Below are 14,475 nucleotides of genomic sequence, written 5' to 3'. Positions count from 1 at the left end.
AGACAGATGTCATCAGATAGAAAAGTGGTCATGATAGATCCGAAAAAAGCGGACAGCCTTTATGAAGAGGCCATAAAAACCCTGCGTACCAACCTGCAGTTTGCCGGAAGAGGGATACAGGTCATTCTCGCCACCAGCTGCTACCCCAACGAGGGAAAGAGCGACATCGCCTTCCAGCTGGCCCGTGAGATTGGAAATATGGGAAAACGCGTTTTATTCCTGGATGCGGATATCCGGAAATCCATGCTGGTAAGCCGCTATCAGGTGAAGCAGAAGGGCATCACCGGACTGTCCCACTACCTGTGCGGACAGGCGGACCCGGAGTACCTGTGCTATGAGAGCAATTTCCCGAACCTGGACATCATCTTTGCGGGACGGAGCGTCCCGAACCCCTCCGAGCTTCTGGAGGACGAAGCCATGGGCAATCTGATCCAGAGCCTGCGCTCCCGGTATGACTTTATCATCCTGGACGCGCCGCCGGTCTTAAGCGTCAGCGACGCCCTGATTGCGGCGAAGTGGTGCGACGGCGTGCTGCTGGTGGTCGAGAGCAAAAAGGTCAGCTACAAGGCCCTGCAGAGAGTCAAGAAGCAGCTGGAGCAGACCGGGTGCAGGATCCTGGGCGCTGTGCTGAATAAAGTGGATATGCAGCAGGATACCTATTACAGTAAATATTACGGACACTACGGATATTATAATGGCTATGGAAATACGAAGTAAAAAGCTGTGGAAAATGGCAGGACTCCTGGCATTGTCAGCGGCGCTCCTGAGCGGCTGCGGCAAGCCAAAAGCCGAACCGGCGGAAGCGGAAGTGGAGGATGTCCTGGAAGAGACGGACGATACCGGAGATTACCGGACCGTCACCTGGCAGGGAACCACATACAAATACAACGATCATCTGAGTAATTTTCTGTTCCTGGGCGTCGATACCCGGGAAAAGGCAGAGACCGAGACAGGCAGCGCGGACGCAGGGCAGTCAGACGCCCTGTATCTCATAAGCTGGGACCGGGTAGATAATCAGGTCACCCTGATATCTATCCCCCGAGACACCATGACGCCCATCGAAGTATTTGACCAGAACGGCGGCTCCTTAGGACTCACCGAGAACCATATCAGCCTGGCCTACGGCTATGGCGACGGCGGCTTCAAGAGCCTGGAGCTCTCGAAAAATGCGGTGTCGAGCCTGCTCTACGGCATGCCCATCCAGGGCGTCTGCGCCATGAGCCTGGACGGAATCCCCGAGCTTCTTCGAAGCTTCGGCGATGTGACCGTCACCGTTCCCAATGACAGTCTGGCGGAGCGCTATCCGGAATTCCGGGAGGGCGCGGAGGCGACCATCACCCCGGAGAACGCGGAGATCTTCCTGCGGAGCCGGGACACCGGCGTCAGCCAGTCGGCCATTACCCGCATGGAGCGCCAGCAGGCATTCTTGGACGCCTTCGGCAATGCAGCCGCGGCAGACCCGTCCAAGGTCACAAAGCTCTACGAAGACCTGATGCCCTATCTGGTCACCAGCATCAGCAATGACTGGTTTGTGAAGCTCATGGAAGCACTTTCCACAGGCGAGACCGTGGAGCGCTGGACGATTCCGGGCGAGGGCGTGGAGGGCGAACAGTACGACGAATACCATGTGGACAACGGCGCCCTGTATCAGAAGATTCTGGAGACATTTTATAAAAAGGCGGAATAGAACGCTATGAAGAAAAAAACAATTGCGTACCTTCTCGGCGCGGCAGCCATCCTGTGCCTGGTCGTGGGCGGCGTCAAGCTGGTAAGAGAGCAGAAGGCCGGAGAAGAGTACGAGGAGCTTCGGGAAGAGGCAAAGACAGAAGAACCGGAAACCGTGGAAGCGGAGCCGGAGGAAGAAAAAGAACCGCTGGATATCCCGGTGGATTTCGAAGCCCTGCAGGCGGAAAATCCGGATATCTACGCCTGGATCACCATCCCGGGCACCAACGTGGATTACCCCATCCTGCAGCGGGAGGGCGATAACGGCTATTACCTGAACCACAGTGTAGACGGAGCCGGGAGCATCGCCGGGGCCATCTTCACCGAGGACTATAACAGCAAGGACTTTACCGATCCGAATACCATCATCTACGGCCACAACATGAAGAACGGAAGCATGTTCCGTACCCTTCACAACTACAGTGACCGGGAGTTTTTCGATAACAACAGAGATATCACCATCTACATGCCGGATAAAATCCTGCATTACACCATTTTCGCGGCATATCTCTACGACAGCCGGCATCTGATGCTGAGCTTTGATTTCAAGGACCCGGACGTATTCCGGGCGTATCTCGACAGTGTCCGGAACATCCGCGACATGAACGCCTTTGTAGACACCGACATCCCGGTGACCGAGGAGGATAAGATTATCACCCTCTCCACCTGCTACAAGGGCCAGGCAGACCGACGATACCTGGTACAAGCTGTACTGGTATCTATAGAATCTTAAGAAAGGATATGGAGGTAAGAAACATGAGAAAGAAGATTCTTGCAACACTGATGATTGTTGGACTTCTGGCAGCTCAGACTCTGACCGTATGCGCAGCAGGCAGCGCAGTTACAGGCGTAACTGTAAGCTCAGGCTACACAGTAGCGATCGATGCGAAGAACGGCGAGGAGAAGAACCTGACCGAAATGGTTAAGAATTCTCCGGAAGAGGTAAAGAAGGCTGTAGAGGGCAAGACTGCTCTTACTCCGGTTATGGATGTAAAGGCTGACGGCGCTCAGAAGGACGCGAACGGCAAGTACGTTGTAACCTTCAACGTTCAGAACCTGACCAGCTCCGTAAAGAACGTAACCGTTCTTCACTTCAACGGAACTGCATGGGAAGTAGTAGAGTCCAGCTTCGATGCAGCAGCCAAGACTGTAACTGCCAAGTTCGCAAGCCTGTCTCCGGTTGTAATTGTCGCTGACACAGGCAGCAGCAACGGCGGAAGCAGCTCAGGCAGCTCTTCCAGCAGCTCCAGCAGCAGTTCTTCCTCATCCGCAGCTACTTCTCCGAAGACCGGAGCAGCATCTGACTGGATGATGTGGATCGGCGCAGCAGTTGTTCTCGGAGCAGCTTCTGTAGCACTGAAGAAGAAAGAGGCTTAATCTAAGCCAGATGAGGGGATGGAACAGAGGAGCTTTGAGCTTTTGAGAAGCTCCCCTGTCCTGGACCTGAATGAGAAAAGAGGGGAGTCCGAAGGGATGACCATGTGGGGAGATACCGTGAGATGAAAAAGACGATTTTAATGCGCGGCATGAAGGTACTCAATGTGGCGGCGTCCATCGCGCTGTTTGCCTTCGGCTGGTATGGCTATTATGCGTCAGGCCGTTACCCGGGCCTCACCGAATCGGGTATGCTGATTTGCGCGTTCTACGCGATTCTTCTCGTCATCATGAGAAGAGTATACAATGCCTACGATGTGGGCGGAAGCAGAGTATCGGAGCTTATCTATTCTCTGAGCCTGTCTGACGTCATCGTGTCAGGAATTGTCTATGTGGTTGCTTCAGTAAGCGGAGTCGCGCTTTTGAACCCGCTGCCCCTGCTGGGAATCGTGGTACTGCAGGGAATCTGGAACGCTGTTTGGAGTCTGGCAGCCAATAAGGTCTATTTCCGGATTCACAAAGCGAAAAAGACAGTTATTATTTACGAAGAAGACAACGATCTGAAGAAGCTGGAAGAGATCAAATACTTTTCAAGCAAATTCGATGTTCAGAAATATATGAAGAATCCGGTGGATGACATTCATGCCATCATCCGGGAGATAGAAGGCTACGATGTAGTCTTCGTGGCAGGCATTCCGGCGACCTTAAGAAATGGTATCGTCAAGTACTGTGTGGAGCAGAACGTACAGGGCTACATCGCTCCCCATGTGGGCGACGTCATCATGGCCGGAGCCACCTATATGCAGATGTTCAGCGTACCGTTGGTACGTGTGCGCCGGTCGCAGCCGTCGCCGGAATATCTGTTCATCAAGCGTGCCTTTGACATCTTTGTGTCCCTGATTGGCATCATTGTCACCAGCCCGGTTATGCTGGTGACCGCCATCGCCATCATGGCATACGATCATGGCCCGGCCCTGTATAAGCAGGTGCGCCTGACCAAGGACGGCAGAGAATTCAAGATTCTGAAATTCCGCAGTATGCGCGTCAACGCGGAAAAGGACGGCGTCGCCCGTCTGGCATCCGCCCACGACGACCGGATTACTCCGGTGGGACATTTCATCCGCGCATGCCGCCTGGATGAGCTGCCGCAGCTTTTCAACATCCTGAAGGGCGACATGACCATCGTAGGCCCAAGACCGGAGCGACCGGAGATTGCGGCCCAGTATGAGGAAGAAATGCCGGCGTTTAATCTGCGGCTGCAGGTAAAGGCGGGGTTGACCGGGTTTGCACAGGTTGAGGGAAGATATAATACCACGCCGTACGATAAGCTGCAGATGGATCTGATGTATATTAATAGTATGTCGGTGTCTGAGGACTTGCGGCTGATGTTTGCGACGGTGAAGATCTTGTTTATCAAGGATTCTACGGAAGGGATTGCGGATGGACAGGTGACGGCGAGCGTGGCAGTAGAAAATGGAAAAAATGTATCAACGATAAAGTAGGAATGCAAAGTTATGAATTCGAAGTATGAAATAGCAGTATTACTTTCAACATATAATGGAGAAAAATTCATTGAACCGCAAATAATGAGTATATTGGCTCAAAAAGATATAGAAAATGTAAAAATTATTATAAGAGATGATGGCTCGCAGGATAGTACTGTTGAAATATTAGATATGCTACAAAAAAAATATAATCATATAGAGATAATACATGGAGAAAACATAGGTTTAGTTAGGAGTTTTTTCTCATTATTAGAGTATGGTTTAAAAAATGGTGAATATAGTTATTTTGCATTTTGCGATCAAGACGACTATTGGTTATCAGATAAACTTAAAATAGCAATTCAAAGCATACAAAAGGAAAAGAAACCGTTATTATATAGTTGTAGTTCTAAAATTGTAGATGCAGATTTAAAGTTTAGCGGGAAGACTACACAAAAGAAAATTAAAGAGATTGTGTTTTATAATACTGCAATTCAAAATATTTGTCCGGGACATAATCAAGTGATTAATAGAGAACTTGCAGAAATAATTGTTCAGAATACAAAAGATACGAATAAAATTTACTCACAGGATTTGTGGATTACAAATGTAGCAGCTATTGTTGGGAGAGTTGTTTTTGATAATTCCGAACATACATTGTATCGAATGCATGGAAAAAATCAATTAGGGTATGGAAAAAACAAATTTGAATGGATGAAAGCGAGAATTAGAAGAGCATTAAGAGCTGAGGGGCAAGCGATAGCACTACAAATGCAATATCTTGCGGAATGTTATAATGAATATATGACGGATAGTGAATTACTCGAGGTAAAAAATTTTTTCGAAAATCAAGATACGTTAGCGAAACGAGTTAAATATATAAAAAGTACAAAATTTTACAGGCAAAAATATATTGAAACGATAATGTTTAAGCTACTATATATAATAGGTGGCTATTCTTTGTAAATTATTATATTTAGATTTTGGGTGAAATGGTAAAATGCTTTTTCTTATTTTGGTGGTATCAGGAATTCCTTTTTTTAGTGGCATAATTAAAAAAACAAATTTATCAAATCCTATAATTGTTTTTAATGGTATATGGTTTGTATGTTTTATATTATATGGGATTAAGTTATCAAAAGTGTATACGAACGATATCTCATTAAAAGCCGGAATTTGTTTTTTATGTATGCTGTTAGCGTATAACCTATCTTTTTTTATAAGTACACGGTGCAAACATACGGTAGTAGTAAGTAATATTAGGTTAATTAAAGCTACAACAAAATATGATTATATTAAAACATTGGCGATAATTTGGATATTTCTTATTGGAGTAGAAGTGCTGTATTGTAAGGGATTTCCGCTTGTTTGGCTAATAAGTGGACGTAAAGGTAGTTATGCATCGTTTGGAATTCCGTCTATACATGGTTTTATTAATTCATTATCATGGTTCACATTGAACATATTACTTATATATTATCTAGATTCAAGAGATAAAAGAATCTTTAAATGGGGAATTTTAATTAATATAGTATATTTCCTTTTGTTAGCGCGACAATCAATTATGACGGAAATAATACAGTTGACCACGATATATCTTTTAAAAAGAAAAGTTAATATAAAAAAAATAGGTGGTCTACTTGTTATGACAATTGTAATCTTTGGAATTGTTGGAAATATAAGAACAGACCCGAAACATGTTCTTAATACGGCAAAGCTATCAGTAGATAGTGTTCCGTTTTTTTTTATGGGTTTTGTTTGGGTTTACATGTATATGATGACGCCGATTGCCAATATGATTTCTGCAATTGATTCATGGAAAACATTATATTTTGGGGCTGCATCGCTTAAAGCATTTTTACCCACTGCAATTGTGAATGCGTTGGGAATGAAAGATGTAGCTATAAATGATTATTCTTACCTGATTTCACAAACATACAATGTATCTACCGCATTATTGACACCGTATTTTGATTTTGGAATAGCAGGAGTTTTTGCCTTTAGCATGTATATAGGGTGGCTTGGTGGAAAATTTTGGAATGATATGAATTATGGAGAAAATGAAGAATGTGCTATTTGCAACTATAGTATATATTTAGGAATAATAGCGCTCACATTTTTTTCTAATATGTTATTGTCATTGCCAATAGTTGTTCAATTCTTTTATACTAATATTTTATTTAAAAATTATTTTGGGGTGACAGGTGAAGGGGAGTAATTTGTGAAAGATAAAAGTATATCGGTTATTATACCAGTATATAATTGTGAAAAAGAAATAATAAATTGTGTAGAGTCAGTGCTTGGACAATCTAGAAAAGCTTTGATTAGTGAGATTATAATAGTAAATGATGGCTCAAACGATGGAACTTTGAAAACCTTAAATAAAATAAAAAAAGTAGATGGTATTGATATTCGGATAATTAATCAATCGAATAAAGGAGTTAGTTGTGCAAGAAATGCGGGAATAAATATGGCTAAGAGTGAGTGGATTGCATTTATTGATTCCGATGATAGTTGGCATAAAAATAAACTTAAAATTCAAGAGCAATATATTGATTCATATACAAATATTTCTATTATTGGAGCGAATGTAAACGAAAAGGATCAAATAATCGGTTGGAATAAAAAAATATCAGCCGGTTTTGTTGAAGCTAAGGATATGATTGTTAGGAGTTTCCCGCAAACATCATCAGTGATTGCTAGAACAGAGGCGATTAAAGAATTTGGGGGGTTTGACCCCAAACAAAGTTATTGTGAGGATATGAATTTATTTATAAAGATAGCTTTTAAGTATAAATATTTTCATATAAATAAACAGTTGGTTTGTTATGGAAATGGAAAACCTCAAATAGGAGGAGAAAAGGGATTATCAGCCGACATTAAAAAAATGAATGCAGGAGCAAAAAAAAATCTAAAGGATTTTCATGAAATTGGAATCCTAAATAATAGAGAGTATATTTTCTATTATCTGTTTAATGAGTTAAAATATATGCGTAGAATTATGAAAAAAATTGGAAGGAAATATAATGAAAGTTGGAATTATAACGTTAAATGATTACCAGAATTTTGGAAACAGACTTCAAAATTATGCAAGTGAATGCTTATTGCGAGAATTCGGATGTGACGTTGAAACAATATGCATTTATCGAGATATAAATAGAATTATGAAAAAAAATAGGTATAAGCTTGAAAAAGTGTTTCGTACTAATATATATTCAATTGTTTGGAAAATAAGAGAGATGATACGAAAACGAGAGTATAAGGAGAAGTATCGTAAACGTGAAGAAAGATTTCATCAATTCTCAGATAAATATTTGACTGAAACAGAATACATGGTGAATAAAGATAAGAAATTTGAAGAAATAGAAGAAAAATTTGATGCTTTCTTTGTAGGTAGTGATCAGGTATGGAATCCAAATTATGAGGACGGGAGAAAAACATTTTATTTGCCCAATATTAAGAAAAAGAAAATTGCATTAGCTGCTTCATTCGGTATTTCATTGGATAAATGTGAAATTGGAGAACAAGAAATAGAATTAATAAGAAGGTTTTCGGATATTTCGGTTCGAGAAGAGAGTGCTGTTAATTATTTGAAAAATGTTGGTATAGAGGCTACTCTTTTAGCAGATCCTACGTTACTATTAGAAACTAGCAAATGGGAAAAATTAATTTCGGAAAAGAGAGAGTCAACATTACCGGAGGAGTATGTATTAGTGTATTTCCTTGGTCCAGTTTCGATAGAAATTCAAAAAAGAATAAAACAAATAGCAAAAAGGGATAATTTAAAAATTATTGATATAATGGATCCCAAAACAGTAATGTTTGAAGATATGGATCCGATATATTTTTTACAGTATATTCGGGCAGCAAAAATAATTTTTACAGATAGTTTTCATGCTTGCGTTTTTTCAATAATATTTAAAAGGCCGTTCATAGTATCAGAAAGAAAAACAAGTTCACAAAAACTTTCTAGTAGAATAGACACTTTATTGAATATGTTTGCTTTGAATGATAGAAAATATGAATGCATAGACTGGGAAAATATATATGATGTTGATTTTGAGAACAATGAAGAAACTATTTTGAATTTGCAAATAAGAGGAAGAAAATTTATAAAGAAAGCGTTAGTTTAATTATGGATAATAGTAAAATAATGCCGCTAGTTTCGATTGTGGTACCATGTTATAATGGCGAAGGCTATATAGAGAGATGTATTGAGTCAATAATAAATCAGAGTTATAAGAAGATTGAACTCATAATAATCAATGATGGTTCGACAGACAGTACAAGAAGTATTTTGGAAGAATATAAAATAAAAACAGTTCAATTAGAAAGATATTTGGTGATTGATAAAGAAAATGGCGGACAGGCTTCTGCAATAAATGCAGGGTTAAAATATGTGGAAGGCCAGTATTTGGTTTGGCTAGATGCAGATGATGAACTCCTTAAAAATAATATAGAAGAAAAAGTGAAATTTTTTTTTGATAATCCATCTTATAAATGGGTGCAGTGTGGGGCTTATATAAGGGATGAAGAAACAAATTTGCTTATAAAAGAGTATGTCCCATACGTAAAAGAAACGAAAGATATGTTTTGGAATTTGTTAAAAGAAAAAAACATATTTTTTCCACCAGGAATTTATATGGTCAAAACTGAAGCTTTATGGAAAGTTATTCCGGAAAAAAGGATAATTGAAAGTAGGCTGGGTCAAAACTGGCAGTTGCTACTTCCTCTTGCTTACAAGTATGAATGTGGAGTTATCGAAAAAAAATTATTTGTTTATTATATTAGAAAAACGAGTCATTCGCATATAGATAAGTCGTATGAAGAAAAATTAAAATTTTATCATGATTCATCGGAACTGTTGTTGAATATTATAGAAAATATGGGGGTCAAAGACAGTAAAATAGAGAGATTCGTGAAAGACAAATATTATAAATTGATTTTAAAAAATGATGTAAAAGAAAATCAGAGAAAATATAGAAAATTACATTTTGAAATGATTAAAGAACCGGGAATTGAAGACTATATGTTATATATAATTTTAAAAGTTCCGTTTCTTTCTGATACTGTTTCAAGGTATTACAAAAATAAATTGCGGTGATGGGGATTATGAAATCTAAAATTGGTAAAAATTTGATATATAACATTTCATATCAGATGTTAGCATTTTTGGCACCATTGATTACAACTCCATATGTGTCTAGAGTGTTAGGACCACATAATATTGGCATATATTCATATAATTATTCAATTGCTTATTATTTTGTGATTTTTATTATGTTAGGGCTTAATAATTATGGAAATAGACAGATAGCTAAAGGAAAAGTGGAAGGCAATGGAAATGTAGAACGGATATTTTGCGAAATATATTCGATGCAAATCAGCATTGCAATAATTGTTATAATGGGATACATTTTTTATGGCATATTTATTGGCAAGACAATTATAGTATGGTTGTTTTTCCCGTATGTATTATCAGGAATGTTAGATATCAATTGGCTTTTTTTTGGATTGGAAAGATTTGATTTAACAGTTTTTAGAAATAGTGTAATAAAAATATTTACTATTATATTAGTATTTGTTCTTGTAAAAAATTCTGACGATATAAGTATTTATTGCTTGTTAATGGCTGGGAGTTATTTAGCCTCGCAAGTAATTATGTGGATGTTTTTGAGAAAAATAATAAAATTTCATTGGGTTCCGTTCTCGGTATTTCGGAAACATATTAGGCCAAACATAATATTATTTATTCCAATAATTGCAGTTAGCTTATATAAAATTATGGATAAAATTATGTTGGGACAAATGTCAACTTTAATTGAAGTGGGATTTTATGAAAGTGCAGAAAAAGTAATTGCTATACCAATGGGGATTGTAACTGCTATTGGAACAGTGATGTTACCAAGAATATCGTCATTGGTTAAAACTGACGAAGAGGCTGCAAATAAATTTTTCTTGCCGATGATTGGCGTGTCAATGTTTTTAGTCTCGGCATTATGTTTTGGAATGATAAGTGTATCAACAGAATTCATCCCTGTTTTTTATGGAAAGGGATATGATAAATGCATACTTCTCTATATGATTTTATTGCCTAGCACTTTGTTTTTAGCATATTCAAATGTTGTTCGGACACAATATTTAATTCCCTTTGAGCAAGATTGGATTTTTATTATTTCGGTTATAATTGGTGCGATAGTTAATATAGTTATCAATACATTATTAATACCACGTTATGCCAGTGTAGGTGCGGCAGTTGGAACTCTTTTAGCGGAAGGAAGCGTGTGCGTATTTCAAATAGTTGCATCGTTTAAGAAGCTAGAACAGCGAGAAAGCATAAAATGTGCAATAACGTTTATGATGAATGGAATTATAATGTATGCATCTATTCGAAAGATATACTACAATAATAATATGATAACCATACTATTAAAGATAGCTATAGGCGGAATTGTTTATATAGCGTTATTTTTAATAGAATATAGAAAGAACATAAAAGTAGCAATAAGCAAATAAGAACAAAAGGGTATTATAATGAAAGTATATGCAGCGTATTATAATGAAAATACTGTAAGGCAACAAAGTTCGTCAGGAGGAATATTTTCAGCAATAGCAATTAGTATTTTAAAAGATAATGGGGTTGTATATGGTGTAGCAATGACAAAAGATTGCTATTCAGCAGAATATATCAGAGTTGAGAAAGAGGATGAACTTAAGCTATTAAGAGGTTCAAAGTATTTACAAGCTAAAGTAGGTGATACCTATAGAGACGTTGAAGGTGATTTGAAAAATGGAAAAATGGTTTTATTTTCGGGGACAGGGTGTCAAATAAATGGACTGAAAAAATTTTTGAATGTAAAATATGATAATTTAGTGTGCGTTGATGTTATTTGTCACGGAGTACCCTCGCCAAATTTATGGAAGCAATATGCATTGTATCAAGAGAAAAATAGAGAAAAGCTAGTTGCAGTAGATTTTCGCTGTAAAGATACGGGATGGAAAAGTTTTGGAATGAAAGAAAATGAAATATATATTCCAAAAGAAGATAGTTTTTATATGCAAGTGTTTTTGAAAAATTATTGTTTACGCCCATCATGTTATAAATGTAAAGCTAAAAAAGAAAAATATTCAGATATAACGATAGCAGATTTTTGGGGGATTGATAAAATTTTGCCAGAAATGTTTGATGATAATGGAACGTCGTTAGTTATTGTGAGGACAGAAAAGGGAGAATCTATTTGGAAAAAAATAGAGGCAAATTTGTATGCTAAAGAGGCTACATACGAAGAAGGAGTAAGAAATAATGTAGCTGAGTATAGTTCGGCAAAAAAACCTAAGAAAAGAGAAAGGTTTTATGTTGATTTGAATAATATGAATTTTAATAAGTTTAAAAAGAAGTATGGAGCTTCTTGGGGAGTGCGGCAAAAAAGAAAACTGAAAAAATTTTTACAATTTTTCGGGGGGGGCATACAGAGTATTCTTTACATTTTACGTTTTTAGAAAATGACAAGAGTGAAAGAAATGGGTAGTGGGGTCATTGTTTTTAACTTAAGATATATATTCTGCTGTGTTGAGGATACTTAAATGTTAAAAGTGAGGAGAATGTATATATATGATTAATAAGAAAATTATACTATTTGAAAATAAAGAAGAATGTTGTGGATGTACAGCGTGTTATGCAATTTGCAGTCGAGATGCAATTGTAATGCAAAGTGATGAAGAGGGATTTGAATATCCGATGGTAGACAGGGATAAGTGCGTTGGGTGTGGCAAATGTTTAAAAGTTTGTCCGATGAAAGATTAGAAGTAAAAGCATTGGTGCCTGATCCCAATGCTAGCAATATAGTGTTAACTTAAGTCAATTATATTGGCTCATCTGTTTGAATATTCCGGGCGATTCTGAACCGTCATTCCGGTGATGCAGTACCGCTGTTCAGTTTTCGGTGATACCACTACTATTCCGGGATTTGGATACCGCAATTCTGGTCAGATGATACCGATTCCCTTTATAATGAATTCATGCGCTTTGTAACGTAAATTCATTACGAAGGAGGTCACCATTTATGACCAAGTATCGTGAGATCATCCGGCTTGGCGGATTGAATCTCAGCCAAACCAACATTGCCCTTAGCTAAGCATTGGTGCCTGACCCCATTAGAAGTGAGGAGGATAAGTTATGACTCAGATGTTAGCTAAATATAGAGCAAAAGTAATTAGTGGACATCCGATTCAAAAGTTTACAGTTAAAATTGATAATTGTAGAGTGATAGTGGAAAGTAACCGACAAGAATTGATTATACAGATATATGGAAGATCAGGAGAAGAAAAAGTAAGTAAACTTTTTGATGAATTAGAATGTCTAATTTTTTTCTATTTAGGTTCGTTTCCTTTGATGGAATTATTCTATATTAATGAAAAGGAAATAGACATATCGAAACGGGCAGTTAAATATGAAACAAGTGATAATTTTTTGAAAGACAATCTGATCATTTGTGATATTGATGAAACAACAGTAAATCAGCAGAGGATAGAAGAATTACGAAAAATAAATTCATATCCGATATATTCGTTTCAATATCTTTTATCTAAGGCTTATGACCATGTAATAACAAATCACAAAATGACATTGCTGCTTCATATTATTGAAGGGTTATACAATGCTGATAAAAATCAATTACAAGCTGAAAAAAAGGAAATATATAACAAATATCCTGAAGCTAAAAAGGGCGTTGTAGGAGATTATATGGCGGCGGTTCATTGGCTTTGTAAAAAATATTTTTTTAACTATCATAAAAAATATGCATGTGAAATTATGCCGTTGTTAAAAGTTACAAGATATAAGTTTATGACTAGATTAGCAGAAACACGCAATTGGTATTCACATTTTTTGAATGAATCAAAGAAACCACTTAGAATAGTTAAAGGGCGTGATTTTATCATATATTTTGAAATTGTTTGCTATATGATACGATTGTCAGTAATAGATCGAATGGGTGTTCCTATTAATGAAGGGCGTGTTCAAGAATTTTATTACACGGTGCATGACTGGATTTTGGAAATATTGTATGATACAGATAAACCATTAAAATCAACGACATATCAGATTAAAGAACAATGGAAAGAATTTATGGAGAGACTTGAACAGTTACAAAAAGAAGCATTAAAGAATGAAAGTATCGAGAATAATAATATTGGTGTCGGATCCTACTGAATAACCTGAGTGAGAACGGTAGACTCCTAGCATTGGGGTCAGACCCGTGCGCCCAGCCCAGGGCATTTCACCGAGCAGGGAACAGCCGCTACAAAAAACATGTGAGCTTATGGAATTGCGGATTAATATAAGGAGTTATCCAATTTGACATTTTCAAGAGTAACCATATTTCTGCAGGAACTTTTGCATCAGATTCATTATAGTACAAGCCTGAACCTGTCCGGGAAGGAAATTATTTTTCTGGTGCTTCTGGGAGTGGTGGCGTGGCTGGCCGGGCGAAAAAGGTCGCATATTCTGCCTGGCTACTGCATTTTCCTGATTCTATATATTACCATCCTGCGCCGTGCGCCCGGCTATGACGAAAGCATCCGCTGGAACCTGCGCTTCTGGCCCGGTGCCGGAATCTGGGCAGGTAATTTGCTGAACATTTTATTATATGTCCCACTGGGCTGGACAGCCGCCCGGACACAGCGTCAGCGAAACTGGTTTCAGCTCCTGATGCTGGGAGTGGCGTTGTCGGTGTTCTGTGAATGCGTGCAATATCTGACAGGGCGGGGGTGCGCGGATGTGAATGATGTGATTTGGAATGTGGTTGGGATGTCAGTGGGGTGCTTAGGGACCCGCCAGATTACGTTGAAACATTAAAAAAACAAGCACGAAATGTTTTAAGAAATCACACAC

At 38.7% G+C, this 14,475-nt stretch carries 15 protein-coding genes; all 15 read left to right on the top strand.

What is annotated here, in order from left to right; translation table 11 throughout:
- Positions 1 to 6: 6 nt before the first annotated feature.
- The 15 genes from WMO29_RS05570 to WMO29_RS05500 all read left to right on the top strand — a co-directional run bounded on the left by WMO29_RS05570 (position 7) and on the right by WMO29_RS05500 (position 14,439).
- Entirely contained in the window at positions 7 to 717 is a 711-nt protein-coding gene (locus WMO29_RS05570) for a CpsD/CapB family tyrosine-protein kinase (RefSeq protein ID WP_349164119.1), read from the top strand.
- Positions 701 to 1,687, top strand: a complete 987-nt coding sequence (locus WMO29_RS05565; protein WP_349164117.1) for an LCP family protein — start codon at positions 701 to 703, stop codon at positions 1,685 to 1,687. The genes WMO29_RS05570 and WMO29_RS05565 overlap by 17 nt, the downstream gene beginning before the upstream one ends.
- Positions 1,688 to 1,693: 6 nt before the next feature.
- Positions 1,694 to 2,458 (top strand): class B sortase, encoded by a 765-nt coding sequence (srtB, locus tag WMO29_RS05560; protein WP_178038000.1) that lies wholly within the window; start codon positions 1,694 to 1,696, stop codon positions 2,456 to 2,458.
- Positions 2,459 to 2,481: 23 nt separating this feature from the next.
- On the top strand, positions 2,482 to 3,102 hold the full coding sequence (locus WMO29_RS05555; protein WP_349164116.1) for an LPXTG cell wall anchor domain-containing protein: 621 nt from the start codon (positions 2,482 to 2,484) through the stop codon (positions 3,100 to 3,102).
- A 122-nt stretch (positions 3,103 to 3,224) separates the two neighbouring features.
- Positions 3,225 to 4,601, top strand: a complete 1,377-nt coding sequence (locus WMO29_RS05550; protein WP_349164115.1) for a sugar transferase — start codon at positions 3,225 to 3,227, stop codon at positions 4,599 to 4,601.
- A gap of 12 nt (positions 4,602 to 4,613) precedes the next feature.
- Positions 4,614 to 5,549 carry a glycosyltransferase gene (locus WMO29_RS05545; RefSeq protein WP_349164114.1) on the top strand — a complete coding sequence of 312 codons (936 nt, stop codon included), beginning with the start codon at positions 4,614 to 4,616 and terminating at the stop codon, positions 5,547 to 5,549.
- Between the two features lie 34 nt (positions 5,550 to 5,583).
- On the top strand, positions 5,584 to 6,801 hold the full coding sequence (locus WMO29_RS05540; RefSeq protein WP_349164112.1) for an O-antigen polymerase: 1,218 nt from the start codon (positions 5,584 to 5,586) through the stop codon (positions 6,799 to 6,801).
- Between the two features lie 3 nt (positions 6,802 to 6,804).
- Positions 6,805 to 7,638: a glycosyltransferase family 2 protein gene (locus WMO29_RS05535; protein WP_349164110.1), complete on the top strand. Its 834-nt coding sequence runs from the start codon at positions 6,805 to 6,807 to the stop codon at positions 7,636 to 7,638.
- On the top strand, positions 7,610 to 8,716 hold the full coding sequence (locus WMO29_RS05530) for a polysaccharide pyruvyl transferase family protein (RefSeq protein ID WP_349164109.1): 1,107 nt from the start codon (positions 7,610 to 7,612) through the stop codon (positions 8,714 to 8,716). Before WMO29_RS05535 ends, WMO29_RS05530 begins: the two co-directional genes overlap by 29 nt.
- Positions 8,717 to 8,718: 2 nt before the next feature.
- Positions 8,719 to 9,687, top strand: a complete 969-nt coding sequence (locus WMO29_RS05525; RefSeq protein ID WP_349164108.1) for a glycosyltransferase family 2 protein — start codon at positions 8,719 to 8,721, stop codon at positions 9,685 to 9,687.
- Between the two features lie 8 nt (positions 9,688 to 9,695).
- Positions 9,696 to 11,099 (top strand): oligosaccharide flippase family protein, encoded by a 1,404-nt coding sequence (locus tag WMO29_RS05520; protein ID WP_349164107.1) that lies wholly within the window; start codon positions 9,696 to 9,698, stop codon positions 11,097 to 11,099.
- A gap of 18 nt (positions 11,100 to 11,117) precedes the next feature.
- Positions 11,118 to 12,083 carry a Coenzyme F420 hydrogenase/dehydrogenase, beta subunit C-terminal domain gene (locus WMO29_RS05515; RefSeq protein WP_349164106.1) on the top strand — a complete coding sequence of 322 codons (966 nt, stop codon included), beginning with the start codon at positions 11,118 to 11,120 and terminating at the stop codon, positions 12,081 to 12,083.
- Between the two features lie 112 nt (positions 12,084 to 12,195).
- Entirely contained in the window at positions 12,196 to 12,387 is a 192-nt protein-coding gene (locus WMO29_RS05510) for a 4Fe-4S dicluster-binding protein (protein ID WP_349164105.1), read from the top strand.
- A gap of 372 nt (positions 12,388 to 12,759) precedes the next feature.
- Entirely contained in the window at positions 12,760 to 13,794 is a 1,035-nt protein-coding gene (locus WMO29_RS05505; RefSeq protein ID WP_349164104.1) for a hypothetical protein, read from the top strand.
- 144 nt (positions 13,795 to 13,938) lie between these two features.
- Positions 13,939 to 14,439 carry a VanZ family protein gene (locus tag WMO29_RS05500; protein ID WP_349164103.1) on the top strand — a complete coding sequence of 167 codons (501 nt, stop codon included), beginning with the start codon at positions 13,939 to 13,941 and terminating at the stop codon, positions 14,437 to 14,439.
- Positions 14,440 to 14,475: the final 36 nt, after the last annotated feature.

Source organism: Laedolimicola intestinihominis (assembly GCF_040096155.1).
Taxonomy (GTDB): domain Bacteria; phylum Bacillota; class Clostridia; order Lachnospirales; family Lachnospiraceae; genus Laedolimicola; species Laedolimicola intestinihominis.
The sequence above is the reverse complement of the archived record's forward strand: the minus strand, read 5'-3'. Positions and strand labels throughout refer to the sequence as shown.

Bases quoted from the DNA above. Each gene is read 5' to 3' on its own strand.
- srtB (WP_178038000.1), top strand. From the start codon at position 1,694: ATGAAGAAAAAAACAATTGCGTACCTTCTCGGCGCGGCAGCCATCCTG.
- WMO29_RS05530 (WP_349164109.1), top strand. From the start codon at position 7,610: ATGAAAGTTGGAATTATAACGTTAAATGATTACCAGAATTTTGGAAAC.
- WMO29_RS05540 (WP_349164112.1), top strand. From the start codon at position 5,584: ATGCTTTTTCTTATTTTGGTGGTATCAGGAATTCCTTTTTTTAGTGGC.
- WMO29_RS05565 (WP_349164117.1), top strand. From the start codon at position 701: ATGGAAATACGAAGTAAAAAGCTGTGGAAAATGGCAGGACTCCTGGCA.
- WMO29_RS05550 (WP_349164115.1), top strand. From the start codon at position 3,225: ATGAAAAAGACGATTTTAATGCGCGGCATGAAGGTACTCAATGTGGCG.
- WMO29_RS05555 (WP_349164116.1), top strand. From the start codon at position 2,482: ATGAGAAAGAAGATTCTTGCAACACTGATGATTGTTGGACTTCTGGCA.
- WMO29_RS05525 (WP_349164108.1), top strand. From the start codon at position 8,719: ATGGATAATAGTAAAATAATGCCGCTAGTTTCGATTGTGGTACCATGT.
- WMO29_RS05510 (WP_349164105.1), top strand. From the start codon at position 12,196: ATGATTAATAAGAAAATTATACTATTTGAAAATAAAGAAGAATGTTGT.
- WMO29_RS05515 (WP_349164106.1), top strand. From the start codon at position 11,118: ATGAAAGTATATGCAGCGTATTATAATGAAAATACTGTAAGGCAACAA.
- WMO29_RS05545 (WP_349164114.1), top strand. From the start codon at position 4,614: ATGAATTCGAAGTATGAAATAGCAGTATTACTTTCAACATATAATGGA.
- WMO29_RS05505 (WP_349164104.1), top strand. From the start codon at position 12,760: ATGACTCAGATGTTAGCTAAATATAGAGCAAAAGTAATTAGTGGACAT.
- WMO29_RS05570 (WP_349164119.1), top strand. From the start codon at position 7: ATGTCATCAGATAGAAAAGTGGTCATGATAGATCCGAAAAAAGCGGAC.
- WMO29_RS05520 (WP_349164107.1), top strand. From the start codon at position 9,696: ATGAAATCTAAAATTGGTAAAAATTTGATATATAACATTTCATATCAG.